Origin of the sequence: Butyrivibrio sp. (genome assembly GCF_015056685.1) — a bacterium.
Classification (GTDB): Bacteria; Bacillota; Clostridia; order Lachnospirales; family Lachnospiraceae; genus Butyrivibrio.
Genome location: NZ_SVFW01000060.1, coordinates 1 through 20,458, shown reverse-complemented (window position 1 = coordinate 20,458; position 20,458 = coordinate 1). Strand labels below are relative to the sequence as shown.

The 20,458-nt window shown below is 39.4% G+C and carries 14 protein-coding genes; 1 reads left to right on the top strand and 13 read right to left on the bottom strand.

Features of this window, described 5'->3' with window-relative positions; translation table 11 throughout:
• Positions 1–983 precede the first annotated feature (983 nt).
• The 11 genes from E7303_RS16175 to E7303_RS16125 all read right to left on the bottom strand — a co-directional run bounded on the left by E7303_RS16175 (position 984) and on the right by E7303_RS16125 (position 16,258).
• Positions 984–2,387: an MATE family efflux transporter gene (locus tag E7303_RS16175; protein WP_292146443.1), complete on the bottom strand. Its 1,404-nt coding sequence runs from the start codon at positions 2,385–2,387 to the stop codon at positions 984–986.
• A 240-nt stretch (positions 2,388–2,627) separates the two neighbouring features.
• Positions 2,628–4,001: a DUF4832 domain-containing protein gene (locus tag E7303_RS16170; RefSeq protein WP_292146442.1), complete on the bottom strand. Its 1,374-nt coding sequence runs from the start codon at positions 3,999–4,001 to the stop codon at positions 2,628–2,630.
• Positions 3,994–4,665: a DUF4956 domain-containing protein gene (locus tag E7303_RS16165; protein WP_292146441.1), complete on the bottom strand. Its 672-nt coding sequence runs from the start codon at positions 4,663–4,665 to the stop codon at positions 3,994–3,996. The genes E7303_RS16170 and E7303_RS16165 overlap by 8 nt, the downstream gene beginning before the upstream one ends.
• Complete coding sequence (locus E7303_RS16160; RefSeq protein WP_292146439.1) at positions 4,662–5,390, bottom strand: polyphosphate polymerase domain-containing protein; 729 nt, start codon at positions 5,388–5,390, stop codon at positions 4,662–4,664. Before E7303_RS16160 ends, E7303_RS16165 begins: the two co-directional genes overlap by 4 nt.
• A gap of 28 nt (positions 5,391–5,418) precedes the next feature.
• Entirely contained in the window at positions 5,419–7,218 is a 1,800-nt protein-coding gene (locus tag E7303_RS16155; RefSeq protein WP_292146438.1) for a CotH kinase family protein, read from the bottom strand.
• 13 nt (positions 7,219–7,231) lie between these two features.
• A complete protein-coding gene (gene pelG, locus E7303_RS16150) occupies positions 7,232–8,683 on the bottom strand; it encodes an exopolysaccharide Pel transporter PelG (RefSeq protein WP_292146437.1) in 1,452 nt (483 codons plus the stop codon).
• Positions 8,684–10,099, bottom strand: a complete 1,416-nt coding sequence (pelF, locus tag E7303_RS16145; RefSeq protein WP_292146436.1) for a GT4 family glycosyltransferase PelF — start codon at positions 10,097–10,099, stop codon at positions 8,684–8,686.
• A gap of 3 nt (positions 10,100–10,102) precedes the next feature.
• On the bottom strand, positions 10,103–11,926 hold the full coding sequence (locus E7303_RS16140; protein WP_292146434.1) for a DUF2194 domain-containing protein: 1,824 nt from the start codon (positions 11,924–11,926) through the stop codon (positions 10,103–10,105).
• The gene (locus E7303_RS16135; RefSeq protein WP_292146433.1) at positions 11,923–12,816 is read right to left on the bottom strand and encodes a hypothetical protein; all 894 of its coding nucleotides are present in this window, start codon (positions 12,814–12,816) and stop codon (positions 11,923–11,925) included. Before E7303_RS16135 ends, E7303_RS16140 begins: the two co-directional genes overlap by 4 nt.
• On the bottom strand, positions 12,813–14,918 hold the full coding sequence (locus E7303_RS16130) for an NAD-dependent epimerase/dehydratase family protein (RefSeq protein WP_292146432.1): 2,106 nt from the start codon (positions 14,916–14,918) through the stop codon (positions 12,813–12,815). Before E7303_RS16130 ends, E7303_RS16135 begins: the two co-directional genes overlap by 4 nt.
• A 47-nt stretch (positions 14,919–14,965) precedes the next feature.
• Entirely contained in the window at positions 14,966–16,258 is a 1,293-nt protein-coding gene (locus E7303_RS16125) for a glycoside hydrolase family 3 N-terminal domain-containing protein (protein WP_292146431.1), read from the bottom strand.
• A gap of 888 nt (positions 16,259–17,146) precedes the next feature.
• Between E7303_RS16125 and E7303_RS16120 the strand changes: the two genes are divergently transcribed.
• Positions 17,147–18,103 carry a diacylglycerol/lipid kinase family protein gene (locus tag E7303_RS16120; protein WP_292146430.1) on the top strand — a complete coding sequence of 319 codons (957 nt, stop codon included), beginning with the start codon at positions 17,147–17,149 and terminating at the stop codon, positions 18,101–18,103.
• A gap of 40 nt (positions 18,104–18,143) precedes the next feature.
• Here the strand turns inward: E7303_RS16120 and glyA are convergent, their stop codons facing one another.
• Both glyA and E7303_RS16110 read right to left on the bottom strand, forming a co-directional pair.
• Complete coding sequence (gene glyA / locus E7303_RS16115; RefSeq protein WP_292146429.1) at positions 18,144–19,382, bottom strand: serine hydroxymethyltransferase; 1,239 nt, start codon at positions 19,380–19,382, stop codon at positions 18,144–18,146.
• 164 nt (positions 19,383–19,546) lie between these two features.
• On the bottom strand, positions 19,547–20,458 hold a 912-nt coding region (locus E7303_RS16110; RefSeq protein WP_292146428.1), incomplete at its 5' end, for a glycoside hydrolase family 31 protein.

The window sequence follows — 20,458 nt, the reverse complement described above, 5'->3', positions numbered from 1 at the left end:
TTTTTATCGTGATAATGCTTAAACTGCTACAAAATTCATGACCTATTTTGTATTTTTCTTTTACTTAGGTCATGTTTCTGGTCATGATAGGTATTATCAAAGTGGATTTCGATAGAAATTCAGGTTTTATCCTATATCTCAGAAAATCGCTGTTATAAAAATCAGCAGCCACCTTTTAACAGGTGGCTCGAGACTTGAAATCAGCCTATATGCTCAAACCATTATTCTTCACGTTCATATGGACTGAATGGAACATAGAAAATTCGGATTGTCAAAGCGAATTGGGTATATAGCCATGTTTTTAAGTTAACACATCCATCGACAGAATTTTCAGGAAGTGAAACTGGGCATATACGAGAAAAAATGGATTGCCACATCCATTGGATGAGTGAACTTTAGGCATATGATCTCTATATAATGGTGTGGTAACCTCAAATAAGGCCGTATATGCCCAAAATCACACGTCAAAATCCTTGTCGAATGGTGTTGTAATCTCAAAAATCAGGCTATATTTCCAAAACAGAATCATCGCTCTCTTTACATTGAAAGACGCAGACATATAGTCACATACATCCTTGAAAGCAGCCACCCCTACTGTTCTCGGAATTGGATCCCGAGGCAATTGCACCTAGCCACACCGCAGGTGCCTGCCATTGACGGGTTCTGAGGAAAACGCTACAATTCTCAATCCGACGGTGCATGAATCTTACTACTGTTCCCATCATCCTCACCGTCGGCTCATAGACCAAAGCGTTGTCCTCAGGTCCAGTCAATGGTGGCGTATGGAGCCAATTTCTTACCAATCAATTACCAATTTCTTTAGATTATACAGATAATCAAGGTATTCAAAGTTTTTGAGGGTCAATCATTTTGAGGGGCTACTTTGAGGGTTTGGTTTGAGGGTCTACCGTGATAATAAACAAAAAAGAGCCATGCCTCAGTTTTGCAAACCGAAACATGACCCATTTTCTCTCTCTAAACCTTTAAGCCACATCCATCATAGGCTCAGCTGCAGGTCCCTCAGATATTTTTTTATTAAGTTCTTTCAATGTAATAGCTGACATGATCACTACAGCAATAAGTGTTCCAATATCTGCAATGGGTGCGGAATATAATGCTCCTTCTACACCAAAGAACATGGGCAGAACTATTGCAAGAGGAACACTAAGGATAAATTCTCTAAGGAGTGAGAGTCCCATTGCCATAGAAGGTTTGCCAAGTGCTTGCAGGAAAACGCTTACTGACTTCTGGATACAGGTGAATATGATCATTGACAGGAATATCCTGAATGCCTTTACAGCAAACTCGTTGTATAGTCCGTCTTCGCTTCCGAATATCGCTGTTATCTGAAGAGGGAATGCCTCAAAGAGGATAAGCGCGACAGCTCCTACTATTGCCTCTGCCTTCACTATTGTGATAAACAGCTCTTTTACCCTCTTATACTCTCCTGCTCCATAGTTATATCCAATAACCGGCTGTGATCCTGCTGCTATTCCAATGCATACAGAGATCACTATCTGGAATACTTTCATGACTATTCCCACAACTGTGAGAGGAATATCTGCACCATATTTGCTTCTTGCACCATAGGTGACGAGAACATTGTTCATTACTCCCATGATAACCACAATCGAAATCTGTGTAAGAAAACTGCTGATTCCAAGAGGCAAAAATTTTGAAATAATATTTCTATCAGGGATAAAACTCCTTTTATCAAGCTTCACAGACTTTGCTCTCGTAAGATATACAAGGCCGCAGACTGCCGTCACTATCTGTCCGGTTATCGTTGCAAGGGCAGCTCCCATCATACCCCAACCAAGAACAAATATGGCAATCGGATCCAGGATTACATTAAGAAGGCATCCGATCAGTGTTGTGATCATTGCAAACTTAGGACTGCCGTCCGCCCTGATGATTGAATTAAGGCCGTTTCCTACTACAAAGAAAGGAATTCCGATAATTAAGAAATTAAAATACTCGTCGGCAAGAGCAAAATTGTTTTCTGTAGCACCAAATGCTGCAAGAATCTGATTCTTAAACACTGCAAAGATAGCAGCCATCACCACACCTGTAAGTACAAGCAAAGTCACAGCATTGCCAACACTTTTATTTGAACTCTCAATATCCTTTTTGCCCTGGCAGAGGCTAAGGTAAGCTGCACACCCATCACCTATCATAAGCGCGATAGCAAGTGATATTACCGTTATCGGGAATACAACATTTGTAGCGCCATTACCAAGATAACCCACACCTCTTCCGATAAATATCTGATCCACTATGTTGTAGAGTGCAGATACAAGAAGCGACATGATACACGGGATAGAAAATTTAAGCAGAAGTTTTCCTATCTTTTCTTCTGCAAGATATCTGTTTGTATTCTGATGCATTGTTTTACCTCCATAAAAAAGAACGCATGCAAAGGTTTTCACTTCACATACGTCCAGTTACAACCTGATTGCCGAAACACAACCGACAACCAATATTTTATTTTCTTTAGCCTAATTTTATATTTTACTCATTTTCAGATTTAAGGTAATAGGCAACAATCACAAATAATCTCGAAGTTTTTCAAAATCCATGCGCATTATTCTTAACACATTACAACCGTATTCTGATTAAAAAAGCTCTCATTTCTCCCACAAAAGAGATTTTGCCCCTTCTCTGTCCGCCTGCATATTCAGATATACTGTTGGTTCATTCTTCCCCGGCTCTTCTATCCCCACGTAGATCTTTGTTCCATCTTCTTTTAACAGATCACTTGAAATCCTTACTGTGCTCTGTATTTCCTGATCCTGACAGAGTTTTTTTAGATCGATAGAAATCAGGCATTTGTCCATCACCCTGCCATTTTGATCTTCAATATATAAATATGGTAAAAGATCAAAATACACCGGCGCAACGCCATCATTTGTCATTGTTATTCCGATTTCCGTAATATTATTTACTGCATTTTTCATGCTAAGTGAGCTGACCCTGTATCTGTAGCCGACAGTCCTTAAGACATCTAATGCACCTTCTGAAACTCCTTCATCCCCTCTTGGGCATTCAGGAACCATCGGTCCAATAAATGTCATGTGAGAATTTTTAAGTAAAGATAGGGTTTTATCAAGTTCATCTCCAAGCATAGTGCTCATAGGTATTGAACTTGTAAATTCTCCGCCCACAGGTGCAACATTCCATACATCAGGAGCACTTCTAAGACCATTTTCTTCTTTGGTTGCATTATAAGCACCGCCGTTTTCTATCCAGTCAAGCCACTCCAGAGTATCCTCTTCTGCTCCTGTCATATCATTGAAAACTCCAAAGTCTTCAGGCATCTCTGCAAAAGGTCTTCTCATCAAAAGCCTTGCATAAGGAAAAGCATTTACATAGTGCCCCACGTAAATGCTTCTGATCTCTGTCAGAGGCATTTTAGGAATTCCTGCGGGATAATATGTGTGCCATTCTCCCCAGTGACCAAGGCTTCCAAGCTCAACATAAGCAAGGAACCCATCTTCTGAAAAATGCCTTCCGATCTCATTTATAACTTTTTCATGTTCGCTGATAAATACCTGATTATTGTAATCAGGGCAATATCCGCACCCGTACTCTATTGTATAGAACTCACCATCTTTTGTCTTTTCATAGAGCCAGTCCGGAATATCCATATGTTCTTCACTCTTTGGATAATCGCAAACAAATCTAAGGACAAGATGCTTGCCCTCTTTTCTCCATTCATCCAGATGATTGTCAGCTTCTATGTTATCCCAGGCATAAACGCCTTCTTCAGGTTCAAGCTCTCTCCATTTAAGGTTCATATAAACAAGAGTACTTGTCTGACATAGATCCACGCTGTCACAATCAGGCGCAAATCCCATATATGGATTGGGATAAACGCCATCATCTGCCTTATAGTAAAATACTTTTTCTTTTCTGAAATTAAAGAACATGTAGAATGCTCCAACCAAAACCGCTGCAAGAAGAGTAAATATAAACAGCAGCATCAGCTTATTTTTACGCATTGTACTCCCCATTATACTGAATGAGTGTTACATCTTTTACATTGTCAATGTTTCTTATCTTTTCTTCGAAGAAGAAGTCATCGCCCTTAACATTAACTTCTACAGCAAGCTCTGTAACATCGCCGCGCATAGTCTTGGACTTAACGAAGTATTTCTTTTTACCAAATGCTCTTAAAATCTCATCTCCGGCCTCTGTTCCCTCATAATGGATAACAGCAATATAAATCTTGCCATTTGATGATCTTGAATAGAAAATAGCGATCATGATTATCATGATAACAGCTGCTACAAGTGTAAGTGCATACATTCCGGCGCCTGCAGTAATACCGGTTGTTATAGACCAGAACAGGTACAAAAGATCAAGGGGATCCTTGACTGCAGTTCTGAATCTGACAATAGAAAGGGCACCTACCATACCAAGGGAAATAACAACGTTGGTACTGATCGCCAGAGTAACCATGCATGTAAGAACACACATACCAATAAGGGTTACTGCAAAGCTTTTTGAAAAAATGACACCTGCATAGAATCTTCTGTATACAAGGTAGATCAAAATTCCTAACAAAAGTGCAATTAAAAGTGCAATTGCAATGCTTCCAACATCATAAGTTGAATATGCATCAGAATTTAAAATTGATTTTTTGATCATGTCTTTAACGCTCATATAATATTCCTCTCATCTACATAATTATCGCTACCATAAAGGTATGCGGTCTTATCACAGCACAAAACAAATTTGGATGCAGCCGTAAACTCGCTGGATGCTGGCGGGCACAGATCCCTTACAAGCTGCGGTAAAAACTCTGTGTATTTCACTTCCATAATAAGTTTATCTGACGGAAGCGCATTAAGAGTCGGAAGGGTAGGATCAAATATATCATAGCTCCCGATCGCTGCCCTGACCTTTTTATCAAAGGTTATCCTGACAGTTCCTCCATCATGAATATATGGGGCCCTGTCATAATCCACAATAACCCTTGGCCTTAGAACATTGCTCACACATTCAACATAGAATTCTTTTAGCAGGTTATTATCCTTTTGCAAAAGAAATCCGTAGTCTCCGTCAATTATCCTGTATACCTCATCTTTTGTGAGGCTTGCTGCTTCTTTATAAATATATTTATCGTTTTTGATTTTTCTTTCAAGTTTAATACCTTTATCAGAAAAATTATAAATCCTGATCCTGTATTTTTTTCTGAAGAATACACCCATATCTTTTTCTTCGTAAGCACTGTTAAAAAAGTCATCAAAATACAAACTTCTTATGAGATATTCTCCGTTTATTGCATTAGGATCCAGTTTGAAGTAGGGCGCAAGCCTTGGTTTTAAGGCTTCAAACTCCCCATAGCTGATAAGGTATTTCCACTCATGTCTAAAGGTTTTATCCATATATACACCGCTTTACTAATTATATTGGTTACTCTACGACCGTATACCTGTCTATTGTACCATCTTCATTTATATAAAAACATAGTACTCCATATGTTTTTCCAACTTCGGCTTCTTCGTAGTAATCAAAACACTCCTGAGAATTGCCTTTATCATCATAGGCCCTGACCGAAAGGAAGTATTCACCAGGCTCCGGAACATCGCAGCTAAACTTTGTCCATACACCCTCATAAGTTGCCACTACGTCTTCTCCATCATAGTTTCTGGATAAAACTGCCTTGTAAGTAATGTCATCCTGCTGAAAATCATAGGCAGTATCCCAGTTCATAAGAAGCTTTCCATCCTCGATAACCGGTTCTCCCACATAGAAAGGTAATGGCTTTTCCAAAGATGCAAGATAGTGCTCATAGTTTTCCTCAATCTGATTCGGCAGTTCCAATGCTACCTCATCATACTGCTCGGGAGTCAGCTGTTCATAAGTGATATCAGGAGCGTTCCATAAATACTGTTCTACGACTGCCCTGTAATCTGTTATCATCTCGCTGATCCTGTTTGGAGTAATAACATTTTCTTTTAGATCAAGGATTGCTCTATCGAGCTCTTCTCTAAAGCTATCAGATTTTAAGCACCTGTTAAACAGTACATTACCCCAGTAGTTACTTACACCTTTTTCCCAGCTTCCATAATCTGTTCTTGTAAGGATTTCATTTTCTTTGATCCTGAATGCACCATCTAAATCCCAGCTAATAAAATACCACACATTTTCATTCTTAGGGCTATAAAGATAACAGTTTCTGCTCTGTGTATCAACATTTCCGGTCAAAATATTAAACGCAAGCCAATATTCAAGATTCTCTCTGTCAAAGTGCTTATCCAGCACTTCATCTATGGAAATTGAATAATCATTAAGATCATCAAGCATATCAATGAGCTTTGTATGGTCACTATCCCCCTTTATCTCGAGGTACTGTTGGAATTTACTTACATCATATCCAGGATCTGTCTCGAGTTTTATAGCATCCTCATATCTGAAAAATTCAAAAAAGTTCACCTTATAGAGCTGACCATATCTGTCAAGTCCATGGGCCCTAAGAGCTGTCTTGTTGAGCTGTTCAACCTGCGTATACAAGCCATAATCTTCAAATCCGTCATCACTTCCATCTGTGAGGTCATTGACATAAAGATGAACAAATTGAGTTCTCAGGCTCATTAGCTGGTCCACATTTTTCAAAATATCAAATCCCAGTTTATTCCTAAATCTAAGTCCGTCAGTCTGGTGCTTGTTTAAGTCTATAGTAGTCTGTCCATTCCAATTTCCCTGATTTTCTTTGAGCTTGATCTTATAGTTCTTTTGAACATTCTTACTGGAACTCTGACCTCTTATCTGAACAGTCGCATTAGGAGCTGTCCTGCCAAATCCAAGATTTCCCGCCGGAATTCCCTCTTCTGTTCCAACCTGCAAAAGAGCTTCCACCTTATACCTTGGAATACCCAGTTCATCGTAATAATAGGCAGAATGTGAGTTGACCTCTTCCCAGGTATGGTTCGTTCCTTCAATCTCATTGCCCTGTCTGACAGTCAGATACATAGTAACTACATCCATTCCATCGTCTTCATACAGGGCATCAACATCTCGAATGTGACTGACACCACTTTCATCCGTACTGATATTCTTATTATCTATCACCTGCAAAAAAGTCTCTGTTTCTGCCTGTGACTGATTGTCCGTATTAAAATAGTAGTTATATATATTGCTTCCGGCAATAGCTGCCGCTACCACAATAAATCCAAATACTATTCCTATACTTTTTTTCTTTTTCTTTTTCATAAAAGTGCCTTTCTTATGCAGCTTTTTGATTCCTGCTTATAAACGCATAGAGTTTACTTCCGAAGCCATAATGCCTTTCAGCCACAATAGGCTGTGAACTCAGGATATGATATGGAAGCTTTTGGGTATAACTGATAAGTTTAAAAAGTGCAAAAACGAAATAGATTATGCAGCTTAAAGCAAATCCAAATCCATAATATTTTGCTTCAAGAAGCAGTGACAATGCGCTGAGAACAGTAGATGAAACTCCAAAAAGAATCGCTGAATTTCTCGCGTCCTCATAATCCGTAAAATACATAAGGATAAGCATGAGAACATTACCTACTGCGTAAGCTCCATAGCCAACGCTCAGCACTCTGAAGTACCCTTCCATCAGAGAATCAAATCCAAGTGGGAGTCTTTCCAAAAACACAAGTCCCACGGAAAGAATAAGTGCCGTGGCATAAAACTGCCTTCTGGCTGTGTAAACAAGCTCGTGTTCCAAAACAGTTATCATTTCATTTTCAGCCTGCTCTATTTCAACAATTGATCCTGTTCCATTAAAAAGATCATAATATCTCCTGTACTTTGGATAAAAATTAACTTCAACCGATGCCACAAAATTGATGGTGGTAATAAGAATCGTGATAAAGGCAAAAAGCGCAGCCACATCATGCTGAGGCGCTCCATAGTAAAGGCCTTTTATCTGTATTCCCACATCACTCATCCAGGCTATGACAAGATGAGAAAATAACCCTAAGTTTGTAAAAAAGCCAACAAGCATAAGGTCTTTGTACTCGTCAAACCAAGGAAGAAAAGCGAAATGATTTTCCATGGAATTTGGAAAGTATCCATACAAAAGGATCATGTCATATACGATCATAACGCCATATCCGACGCTTACGCTGAGCATCAGGATATGTAGGGATACTCCTAAAAAAGCACAGCCAAACATCGCAGTAAGAACAGAAAAAATAATGGCATAAACGTAGGACATAAGAATACCTTTATAATCCTTGACTGCAGTCAGATAGTTCATCTGTGTCCAGGCCACTATAAGCTCCATAAATAAGACAAAATTGAGAATGCACAGCATAAGGTCAATTCCTGCATTTAACAAAAATATGATCCATAAAATGCCGCCAAAAGGCATCTCAAATCCAAGTATTCCCTCCATTGAAGGTATTACATCCTTTTCTTTTTCCTCATACAAAAGATCTGCAACATACCTGGTCATTACCATAGAAAAGATGCTGCCAATCATCATGGATGCCAAAAGACAATATGTTATCATGCATACCAGAAGGTCCTGTTCAGGCTTTTGCAGCCCTGCTGCCCTTCCAATATAGTTGATGCTAAGAAGGAAAAGTACCCCCAGCAGCATTGGACCTGCTGTGACCATTCCCGTATAGCCGTAGGCTTTCAGCATCGACAGGACACCTGTGGCTCTAAAGAGCTTTTTTAACTCAAATCCTATACCTGCCATTTATAAATCAACTCCATATTCGATCATATTGTACAATTTATTGTACCTGTACATCATTTGCGGGTGTTGGAAATACTTTTCAACTCTCCTCTTTCCGTTTTGTCCCATCTCAATTCGCTTATTTCTGTCGCTGCACATTCTGTCCATAGCCTTTGCAAGCCCCTCTCTGTGCATAGGCGGTGCAATGAAGCCCGCAGTTCCGAAAAAGTCTCCGCTTGCCCCTTCTATAAGTTCACGACAGCATCCAACATCTGTTGTAACAACAGGCCTTCCTGAAGCAAAGGATTCAAGAACTGAAAGAGGCTGTCCTTCCGAAATACTAGTAAGCACAGTAAAATCCAGCTTCTCCATGTATTTCACCACATCAACCTGTCCAACAAATTTGATATTTTTTAGTCCAAGGCTCTCCACCAGCTGATAGCATTCCTCTGCATATTCCTCATCATCAACGCCTCCAAGAATGTGCAGCCTTGCATTGTCTCTCATTCCTGATAGTTCGTGGAAAGCGTATATTAATGTCTTTACATCTTTTATCTGAGCAATTCTGATAACTGCCCCAATGTCTACAAAACCATCATCTTCCTTATAAGGAATGTTGCAAAATCTCTCGTATCTTATTCCATTTGGAATAACCCTGCATTTCTTCGGATCAGCCCCAAGCTCAACCTGTATCTTATTGGCGTTTTCAAACAGACAGGTGACATAGGAAGCTCTTTTATATACTGCATCAGACAGCATGTAAAAAAATTTGATCCATTGTCTTTTAAAGGCAGGTATTACCCATTGGGCTCTTATTATCTCTTCTTCTCTTTCTCTTGAATAGATGCCATGTTCAGAAAGCATGATAGGTTTTCCTGTTTTATAACCCGCAAGAGAAGCCAGCAGTCCCCCATATCCCGTACATATTGTGTGATATATATCCGCTTCCGGAACTTCACTTCCAAGAAGATACAGTACAGGAAGAAGCATGGATCTGATCGTGTGGAAGGTCTCCGCAAAAGCCACATATGGATATTTTTCTTTGCAGAGCCTTGTCAATATTTCAAGAAATTCCTCACTCATAAGAAAACTTGCAGGATTATAATGTCTATCCTGATACATGTTAAAAAGCAGATTCCAATCAGGGCTCTCGCAATCTATAAGCTTTTCTACGGCTTCTTTTTCCTCATTTGACAGTTTGAATTTGTCTTTTTTACCCGCTCTTACCTTTAAAGCGTCGTCCAAAAAGATTTCGTGAACCTCCTTAACATTTGGCGGAAGCTCATACTTGTATCTGCCTCTATCCCTGGCATGAGCACCAATCACCCATAAAATAAAAGTATGCTCAGGAAGCGCCTGGATATAACCGTGCATCCAGGACGCCACTCCACCGTATGTATAGGGATAACTTCCCTCCAAAATAAGGCATATTTCCATAGTCTATTTCCTTGTCACAGTTACAGTTTCCTGATTTGCATCAAGAAGATACAAAGTGCCATTTAGTTTCTTCAAAGATCCACCTTCTGCGCTTACAAGTTCCCCTTCTGAAACTCTTATAAGGTAAAAAGCATCATCTATAAGTCCTTCCGTCTTAATTGTAAGTTTTTGGTCATCTACTTCCGTGTCAGAAATCACATTGACATAGCGCTGAACAGCGCCTGCCATTCCTGAGCCCGTCAGGTGTCTTATATCCGGAGCAGATTCATCTATCCAGGTCATATAATCATCAAGATTCTGACTAAGCTGTTTCCATCCAATAGCTGCTCCTCTGTCTTCATCAAGAAGATCATCCGGGTGCATAAAGTGAGATGTAACAAAATGAAAATTGAGCTCTGAAAATGCCGCCAGCTTCATGTAATCATCGATAATACAGCTGGACACTATTCTTGGAGTTTCTACAACTCCATCCTCTGAAACCTCATATTCCTGAGAATATGCATCGGGTCCCTCAAAATAAATACTTGCTATTGTCTTGATATTGGGAAACTCATCACTTATAAGCTGCCTTCCCTCAGGGGATAAAACATCAGAAGGCGGAACATATACACTCAGCTCAGAACCCGGAAAAATGCCGGTAGAAAACTTTGTGAGTTCATCAAGGGAGTTGTACATGGCATTATAGCTCTCCCACACCTTATATCCGATATCATCTTCATATACATAGTCAGGCCCGCATAAAGGCTGGTGGTTATAGCCGTGATATCCTACTTCGCCACCCTTGTTCAAAAGCATGTTTCCGTAGTAGTAATAATCCGCAGTGCTCTTGTTGGTAGGAAGTTCTTCGCCGGTATCATCTTCATATGTTTCAATAATAAGTCCTGTATATGGAATATTGTGCTTATCCCCAAGTGCAAGGACTTTGGGCCACCACACAGCTGAATAAAACTGAGCGATTCCCATACCATAATCTCTTCTGATATACTCACCATCACCTGAAGGAGTTGGTGAGGGAAAATCATCCAGATAAAATGTAGAAGCATTTATAACCGGGTAGACAAAAACATCCTCCAAAAGAGTATAAGCACTTGAATATATGCCTCTGTATGCCTTTGAAACATAACTGAAGTTACACACAACAAACTTCCCATCTCCATATTTATAACTCCATACAAGCGGCTTATCATCTGAAGTGTGGGCATAAACTCTGGCCGAGGACTCAAGCTGAACAACCAGTGAAGATTCGTAAGCATCGTCTATATAGTATGTTTTCTCTGCGCCAAGCATATAATCTTTCTCAGAAACAAAATCTGAAACTGATGAAAAATTATTTCCCATTTCAATTATTCCAAGCTTAGAACTAATGATATCGAAGTTATCTGACCTCATAGGCGTTATTCCCAAAAGGAGTCTTCCACCCTCTTTTACCCAGTCTGTCAGAATAAAAATGTCCTCTTGCATGACAGAATAGTCGCTGATAGCTGCAACAACCGTTTCATATGCACTTTTGCTGCCAGAAAACATGCCTTCACTTATCTTATTGCCTGCAAGATCAAGTGTATCGTAGTATACTCTCATATCCTTAAGTATCTGTTCATACTGAGGATAGATAAGATTACTTGTGCCATCATTTGTATTTATGATCAAAAGACATTTCTTTTCTCCCGAAGCTTCCTTCATATTCACAACATTGTCACTTGGCAAAAGAGTCACCTTTTCAGCATTTCCCTTGTAAAGGATTCCAATCCTCTCAACCAGGAGAAGCAAAAATATGGCAAAAAAGCCGATGGCCACATTTATCAAAACATAAAAATGTCTTTTCTTCATGCTCCCATCTCCTCTTTTTCCCACAGCTTCACTATTTCTCTTATCTCTCTTGAATAGTAATTGCCGCTACCAGCTGTATTTTTTATCATTTCTTTTAACTTGGTACTGGCACCTGTCTCATAATAGTATCTGAACCTCAAAAGCCAGTTTCTCTCATCCGAAGGCCAATTCTGCTCCATTGTAGAAAGAGCTACGTCAGCCCTGATATATAATTTTGAATTCAACAGACTCTTAACAAGTTTTTCATAATCATCAATATTAGGCTTAAGCGTAAGCTTGGTTATAAGAAGCTGGTGGTAGGTATTTCTTTGAATCTCAAGAAGCTGTCCCTGAACCATGCCACTTGATATATACTGGGCAAGGAAAGAGATGTATTCATCAAGAAGTCCCTCTCGTCCCGGATTATTAGCATACTCACTGCTATACTCCTGAAGCTTTAATTCATATTCTTTTGAAAGCTCAACCATAGCTGTTGTAGCGTAATGGACTACTTCTACATCATCATTCATCCTGGCCTGATTGATAACAGGAATATATTTTTTTACATCAGTCATAAGAACATCCATCATTACTGATCGTCTTACAGTTGGATCATTCATGATAAGAGCATCTTCAAGAGGCACAATGTCATCAGATTCTGCCTCCTGCCTTGGCAAAAGAGACTGATCCAGAAGGTTACTTCTCATAAGTTCAAGGTCGCCGTTCTTATTTCCATCTTTGCCGAGATTTACCATTACGGTTATGATCACAGCACAAAGAGCACCCCAAAACGGAATGCATATCACCATGACCATCATGAGACTATCAATTTTTAATACGCCAAGCTTCATTAACACGAATACAGCAAGGCATAGTGCAAAATGCACGAGCAGAAAAATGAATACTATCATCCTACACTCTCCACTACATCACACTTAAGCCCCATATTCTGGAATCTCTTTAATACAATAGGTTCACTGCTGTCATCCACCTGCGATGCCAGTAGATATATATTGTTATCACTGCCAAGTCCCACAATATCATTGTTGCGGATCTTGGTCTGAAGCATTTCATCAATTTCCGTAAGAGTTCTGTTCTCTCGCATAATCCTAAAGAGCCTAAAGTCTGTGAGCTTATTATCAGCCATTTCTTTTTGAATATTGAACTGCTGTACAAAATACTCATGCTGAGTGATTGAAGTTCCCTCAACGTATGTTTTATCAGCAACAGCCTTCTGATACTCCCACGCCTTGATAATAAAGTTCTCCATAAGTCCGCTTAAAATTCTGATAAGGTTCGTATAATAAGTGCTGATCTGAATATACTCGACGTGATAGATCATTATCAAAACGCTTAAGGTACCATCAGATTTTATTCCGGCAACATAAGTTGGAAATCCCTCTTTAACGTCTCTGTTAAACCAGATCTCCCCCTTTGAAACTTCATCTATGACCGGTCTGTAATCATCAAGATTTATGGATTTTTTGAGATTGGAACTGATCTGCTCTGATGCAACGCTAAGTCTTGCAAATCTTGCACCCTTATCATTGATCGTATATATTGCTATGGACCTGTTATCAAGAACATCTTCCATGACAGGAATTGACTCAGCAAAAATCTCTTCCGGCACAGTGGTGCTGAGTTTCTGAACTACATCAAAAATTCTTCCGAATCCGTCACGGCTTCCTATAAGATCCTGTTTATACTGATTCTTATATTCCATAGCTTCTTCATAAAGCCTGTTAACAAAGCCTTTTTCCTCTTTTAACAGCTTATTCTCATCAGATATGAAGGCAATATCCTCATCTTTTCTCTGTTTGATATACCCGCAGACCGCTGCTGTGACCATAAGAAGAATAAATGGTATCCAGTTGCTTGGATCATAGAAAAGTAAAATGCCATTAGTTCCCTGCCTGTAATATGCAAGTACCAAGGACACGATCTCCAGTATAGCAGTGATTCCGCCAATTCGTGTACCATAGACCAGGGACATAAGCACAACAAATAAAAGTCTTACATCAATCATTCTAAACTGCACACTGCCACCGGAATAATAATTGTAAACTTCAACAAGAAATGCTCCCAGGATCAGTTCAAGGAACATCATTATCTTTCCGTTTATTCTTAGCTTTTCTCTAATAATTTCGGTGATTTTCTTTTTAACGCAGTACAATTCACGATACTGCTTTACATACTCACCAATTTCAGAAACAGCATCTTTTTGGGCAAACCACCCATAAAAATGCCTTGCAACATCCTGCCCGTATTCAAGTCTGCCTTTAATCGATGATCCGACAAAAACCACATCTGCATTTTTGTATATCTTTTTGATTGATGAAAATGCCTCTTCATAAGTAGTGCTTGCACCACTTCGAAGATAGATAGTTTCATAGATGCCATTGTCACTTTCATCTTCTCCCCACACATCAAAAAGTCTGCTCAAAAAGTCTGAAAGGTCTTCGATTGACAAAAAGTCTGCTATTTCATCGCCTCTTGCCCTTATCTCAACCTTTTCTCCTTTTTCAAGGGCATCAAAAATACGGCACCAAAAATCATCTTTATAGTGCCCACTTATCAAATGAGGAGAGTATATTATTTTTACTGAAATCTGGTATTGCTCAGCATAATATCTGCAGATAGATTCCACAGAACTGTATATGAGAGAGTCACTGTTTTCTACATCAAGAAGTGCCTCATCAGATGTCACATAAACAAATTGTTTTACTTTTGTCTTTCTACAAAGTGAAAGGACATTACGAAGCTGCTCTATCTCACCCACCTCATAGCTGTCCTTATTTATAAAATGCGACACAAATACAACTCGCTCAAAGCCATAGGTAAAAAATAAAGTTTTAAAGTCATCACCCATGATAGACTTTTTAAACCACCTGATATTACCTTCTTTCCGGCTTTCAAGCTTTGGTCCGCAAAGTATTATATTGTCTGTTCCAAATGCAGTTTCGAGAGATTCCTTCGAAAAATAACCATTACTACCTACTACAAGGGTATCCATTACGGTCTATTCTCCCTAAATACTTTTCTTCCCCACTTACATTCGCCTTAGCTTTCCTTAGTTATCTCCTCCACCCTGTCAGCATACTTAATTCTGTATATCCTGCTAAGAGATTCTGTAATCCTTTCCTCAGATATTTCCCCATTATTGACAGCTTCTAAAAGTCCATTGTAAGCTGTCTCAAAATCTTCAGGAAGGTAGATCATATCTGCTCCGGCCTTTATTGCCATGACCGCAGCCTGATCTGAAGTGTAATACTCTGTGATGGCCCCATCATCCAGAGCACCTGTTATTACTATGCCATCAAACCCAAGAACTCCCCTGAGTTCATCTTCTATGATCACTGATGAAAGTGAAGCCGGAGTGTTATCTCCAACCACATTTGGGAATGATGAGTTTGAGATCATGATCGCTGTAACATTTCCATCGTCTATAACATTTTTAAACAATGAATATTCACCGGTTGCAAGCATTTCAGTGGAATCATCGATCTGCTCCATCTTAGAAGAAGTATCTCCCTGTTTAGGGAAAGAATATGCACAAGACCATATTCCCTCACTTCTAAGTGCCTGTGACAATGATGCTGTCAAAGCCTTGACAGTATCAGCATCCGTGCCAAATACTCCGCTTTCTGTAATATCCATATTCGGTGAAAGATCAAAATTAAAACCATATTTATACATAGAAGCTGCAACTATTGACCCATTTTCTGAAGCAGCCTCTGCATCTGTATAATCCACTATTCCATCAATACCGATTGATGAGCTGATAGCTCCCTTACCCCATTCGCTTACCATTGTAAATAGCGGATACTTGCTCATGGAAGTTGTGGTCGAAAGCATCTCAGTTATCTGATCCTCTGACTTGATGTTTTTGGCGGAGTAAACTATTCCACCTACAGCATATTGTGAAAGAGCATCCTGTGTTCCGCTTCCTGCCTTGACTGCAGTAGCAACACCTGTAAGCTGTTCAGGTGTAACTATAAAAAGACCTGCAACCTTATCCTCAATAGGCATTGTATCTATTACATCTGATACAACCTCATCCATTATGTCCTCTTCAGACATTTCCTCGGGTTCACTAACCGCTTCCGGAGTTTCTATAACTATTTCCTGACTGCTCTCCAAAGATGCAGCTTCATCTCCAGCCTCTTCCGAAAAAGCACCAGTTTTTCCTCCGCCGAGTAAGCTCTTTATGAAAACAACTCCAAAAACTATAGCTAAAACAATCAGAATGACTACAACTGCCAGTGATATATATGCAATGAGCTGGCTCCTTTTTCTTTTGTTCCTGCGAGCCATTCGCTTCTCATCAAAATCCTGTTCTTCCAATCTACTCATAAATTCCCCATTAAATGCAAAACTTTTTCTATTCCTTATTTTATCATAATTTGTGCACCCAATGAAGAACCAATCCGTTCACTTTCCACACTATTCACAAAAAATTCAGATAAATAAAAAACCAAGGGCAGAAGCTTCATCGTATTACCTGCTTCTGCCCTTATACCGAGTACTCATCATCTAAATTGAAATTTTCTGCGTCCAATGGACTTTTCCTCCGATTCTCAGCTCATCGTTCCATTTACATTTGCATTCATATGCTGTGGTTGCAAGATTTAAATATGCCCTAACCACTTCTCATGTACTTGAATTGCTGTAATTCTGATACTTCTTTGAACTTCGAACTTAAAACTTTTTTATAAAACTAAACTTAGTATGCTGGTGGACCGTACCATCCTTTCTCTGAATATTTTAATTAACTATCCCTTTGGACCGTACCTCCCTTTCTTTCTCCAATTTACGATCTCACTATATATTGATTGGAGAAGTATTTTTGTAACTCTTACTTGATGGTTTTATTATATTTATATCCATCCAATTTGTCAACACATTTTATTAATTTCTTTTATTTATTTTGACATTTTGCATGTTATTGTTGAATATTCTGCATATTATTCTAATTGTATATTCATTATACACAATTCTGCATATTACTTTACCTTACAAAAAGATGCCTACATATTGTGGTATTTCGTAGTAAGCAATTCCCATACACTTTCATATTAAAGCATCCAAACATCTGTATTATTCTCTGAATTTTATGATTATTGGATCATTTTTTCTTCTAAAGTTTTGAACATAAAGTCTCTGTACATAATCAGATAAAATAATTATGATAGTAAAAGGGTTTCTTTATATAGCCCAATAATACACGAAGGAAGATGTGACATGTACCACTGCATTGTGAACCCATCAGCACGTTCTGGAAAAGGAAAGGATATCTGGAAAAAGTTAGAACTTAAGTTCCACGAAAAAGGAATTGATTACACAGCTTACATGACCAAAGGTCCCGGAGACGCGACAGCCCTTGCTCAAAACATAACAGCTTCAAACACAGATACAAAGATAGTTGTACTTGGGGGAGACGGAACTCTTAACGAAGTAATGAACGGTATCGCCGACTTTGACAAAACTATAATCGGCTATATTCCAATTGGTTCCTCCAATGATTTTGCAAGAGACCTCTCCTATCCTCAGAATATAGATACTCTTTTGGATGCAATCCTTGAGGGAAAGGTTCTGCGAAAGCTTGATCTTGGAAAGCTCACTTATAATTCTATGACAGCTCCTATGTCAAGGCTGCATGAAAAAGAAATTTCTAATACAAGAATATTTGACGTTAGTTCCGGAATCGGATTTGATGCAGCAGTCTGCGAAGAAGCACTTGCATCAGGTACAAAGAACTTTCTAAACAAAATAGGTCTTGGAAAGCTCACCTATGGTCTTATAGCTATCAGACAGCTTCTAAAAGCCGATAAGATTCCTTGTGACATCGAGCTTGATAACGGTGAAGTTATACATTTAAAGCGTTTCATATTCATTGCTGCCATGATCCATCACTATGAAGGCGGTGGTTTTAACTTTGCTCCAAAGGCTGATCTGTCTGATGGCAAGTTTGATCTGGTCTTTGCCGGTGACATGCCACCACTAAGAATGATGTTTGCCCTTCCCTTCTCTTTCTTTGGTAACTACTATTGGATAAAGGGAATAGGACATCATGTAGTCAAAAAAGTCACCATCAAACCTTTACTTCCCCTGTGGGTACACACCGACGGCGAAGTCTCAGTAAAATCCGACAACATTACGCTTGAATGCTTACAGGAAAAACTTCAACTTATGTGTTAAAAAAAGCTTTGGACTTTATTATAAGTCCAAAGCTTTTTTATCAGTCAAGCGGATACTTGTCTGTAAGGCTCTTGATGATGGCTCTTGCTTCATCATTCTTTTCGCCCTTATTCTTAATAACAATTGATATAGCTTCTGCAATCTGATCCATATCTGCTTTGTTCATTCCTCTTGTTGTAACAGCAGCTGTTCCAAGACGGATTCCGCTTGTTACAAATGGTGACTGCTGCTCATTAGGAATAGTATTCTTATTAGCTGTGATATGAGCATCATCAAGCCAAGCCTCAACTTCTTTTCCTGTAAGACCAAAGTTTGTCAGGTCAACAAGCATAAGATGATTGTCTGTTCCACCTGAAACAATCTTGATTCCTCTCTGCATAAGTCCATCGCAAAGAGCCTTGCAGTTTTCTACTACATCTGTTGCATATTTCTTAAATTCAGGAGAAAGAGCTTCTTTAAAACATACTGCCTTAGCTGCAATAACGTGCTCAAGCGGGCCACCCTGAATTCCAGGGAATACAGCCTTGTTGATCTTAAACTTATCCTGAGCTGACTGATTCCAAAGAATGAGTCCGCCTCTTGGTCCACGGAGTGTCTTATGAGTTGTTGTAGTTACAACATCTGCATATGGGAATGGGCTTGGATGAACACCTGCAGCAACAAGTCCTGCGATGTGTGCCATATCCACCATAAGGATTGCTCCACATGCATCTGCAGCTTCTCTGAACTTCTTAAAGTCAATTGTTCTGCAGTATGCTGATGCACCGGCAATGATAAGTTTAGGTTTGTGCTCTACAGCAAGTTTATACATCTGGTCGTAGTCAAGGAAGCCGTTTTCATCAACACCATAAGGAACTACATTAAAATATGTTCCTGAAATATTAGCTGGGCTACCATGTGTAAGATGTCCGCCCTGATTGAGGTTCATACCCATAATGGTATCTCCGGGCTTAAGCAGAGCAAACTGAACAGCGAGGTTTGCCTGTGCGCCTGAATGAGGCTGAACATTTGCATAGTCACAGCCAAAAAGCTCTTTTGCTCTCTCAATTGCAAGCTTTTCAACTTCATCGACTACAAAACATCCACCATAGTATCTTTTTCCGGGAAGACCCTCTGCATATTTGTTAGTCAAAGGACTCCCCATAGCTGCCATAACAGCTTTGCTTGTCCAGTTTTCTGACGCAATAAGTTCAATGTGATCATTCTGTCTTGCAACCTCTTTTTCGATGAGAGATGCAATCTCCGGGTCCACTTTCCTGACTTCTTCCAGTGAATACATTTTTCGCTCCTCCTAAACATTTTTACAATTTAATGTGTTAAAGTTACACACATGGCATATCGTAACATATAACCCCTAAAAAATCTAGGTGTTTTTCTAAACAAAAAACTCCCAATATGCTATTTTAAACTGCATACAGAGAGTTTTTATTCTTAAATTCAATATCAGATTTTACAGAACACAGGAATTGATTCGATTGGTGCCTTTGCTGTTATTGTCTGTCCGCCCTCATAAACTTTTTCATCACGAATATCCTTCCACTTGCCCTTTGGAAGGTATACCTTTCTCTCAAAGCAGTTAAGGTCAGTAACAGGAGCAACAAGATACGAATGTCCAAACATGTACTCATCATAAGTTTCCCAGCATTTTTCATCTTCAGGGAATTCATAGAAAAGAGTTCTCAAAAGAGGCGAACCGTTTTTGCTGCTTTCCTCAAACAGGCTCTTGATATACGGTTTTAGCTCAAGACGAAGCTGCAATTGCTTTTTCAGGATCTCGTAGACTTCTTCTCCATAGCTCCAAAGCTCATTAGGCTGGCCTGTGTGAAGGTAGCCGCCTCCAAAATCCCTGGTATCAAGAGGTGGAATATCGTAAGGTCCTCTATCCCCATGCATCCTAAGCACAGGAGAAAATACTGCAAATTCAAACCATCTGACAAGGAGCTGCTTAAAGTCAGGGTCATTTACATCATCAGTCATAAAACCGCCAACATCAGTAGTCCACCAGGAAATGCCGGAAAGTCCCATATTAAGCCCCGCTGTGATCTGGTCCTTAAGGGATTCAAAGGTACTTGGTACATCACCTGACCACACTACGTTTCCATATTTCTGGCTTCCTGCCCAGGCAGATCTTAAAAGATTTACCACGGGCTTATCAGTCTCTTTTTTCATATTCTCGTAAAAGAGCCTGCTATAATACTGAGGATAGATATTGCTGACTTCAAGTCCCGGTCCAAGATAGTATCTAAGCGCATCAAAATCATACTTAACAAGATCCGGCTCTGAATTATCAAGCCAGAACATATCTATTCCAAGGTCATAGTAGTTCTTTTTGCAGACATTCCACACATACTCTCT

Bases quoted from the DNA above. Each gene is read 5' to 3' on its own strand.
- E7303_RS16170 (WP_292146442.1), bottom strand. From the start codon at position 4,001: ATGCGTAAAAATAAGCTGATGCTGCTGTTTATATTTACTCTTCTTGCA.
- pelG (WP_292146437.1), bottom strand. From the start codon at position 8,683: ATGGCAGGTATAGGATTTGAGTTAAAAAAGCTCTTTAGAGCCACAGGT.
- glyA (WP_292146429.1), bottom strand. From the start codon at position 19,382: ATGTATTCACTGGAAGAAGTCAGGAAAGTGGACCCGGAGATTGCATCT.
- pelF (WP_292146436.1), bottom strand. From the start codon at position 10,099: ATGGAAATATGCCTTATTTTGGAGGGAAGTTATCCCTATACATACGGT.
- E7303_RS16160 (WP_292146439.1), bottom strand. From the start codon at position 5,390: ATGGATAAAACCTTTAGACATGAGTGGAAATACCTTATCAGCTATGGG.
- E7303_RS16175 (WP_292146443.1), bottom strand. From the start codon at position 2,387: ATGCATCAGAATACAAACAGATATCTTGCAGAAGAAAAGATAGGAAAA.
- E7303_RS16120 (WP_292146430.1), top strand. From the start codon at position 17,147: ATGTACCACTGCATTGTGAACCCATCAGCACGTTCTGGAAAAGGAAAG.
- E7303_RS16165 (WP_292146441.1), bottom strand. From the start codon at position 4,665: ATGAGCGTTAAAGACATGATCAAAAAATCAATTTTAAATTCTGATGCA.
- E7303_RS16125 (WP_292146431.1), bottom strand. From the start codon at position 16,258: ATGAGTAGATTGGAAGAACAGGATTTTGATGAGAAGCGAATGGCTCGC.
- E7303_RS16130 (WP_292146432.1), bottom strand. From the start codon at position 14,918: ATGGATACCCTTGTAGTAGGTAGTAATGGTTATTTTTCGAAGGAATCT.
- E7303_RS16155 (WP_292146438.1), bottom strand. From the start codon at position 7,218: ATGAAAAAGAAAAAGAAAAAAAGTATAGGAATAGTATTTGGATTTATT.
- E7303_RS16135 (WP_292146433.1), bottom strand. From the start codon at position 12,816: ATGATAGTATTCATTTTTCTGCTCGTGCATTTTGCACTATGCCTTGCT.
- E7303_RS16140 (WP_292146434.1), bottom strand. From the start codon at position 11,926: ATGAAGAAAAGACATTTTTATGTTTTGATAAATGTGGCCATCGGCTTT.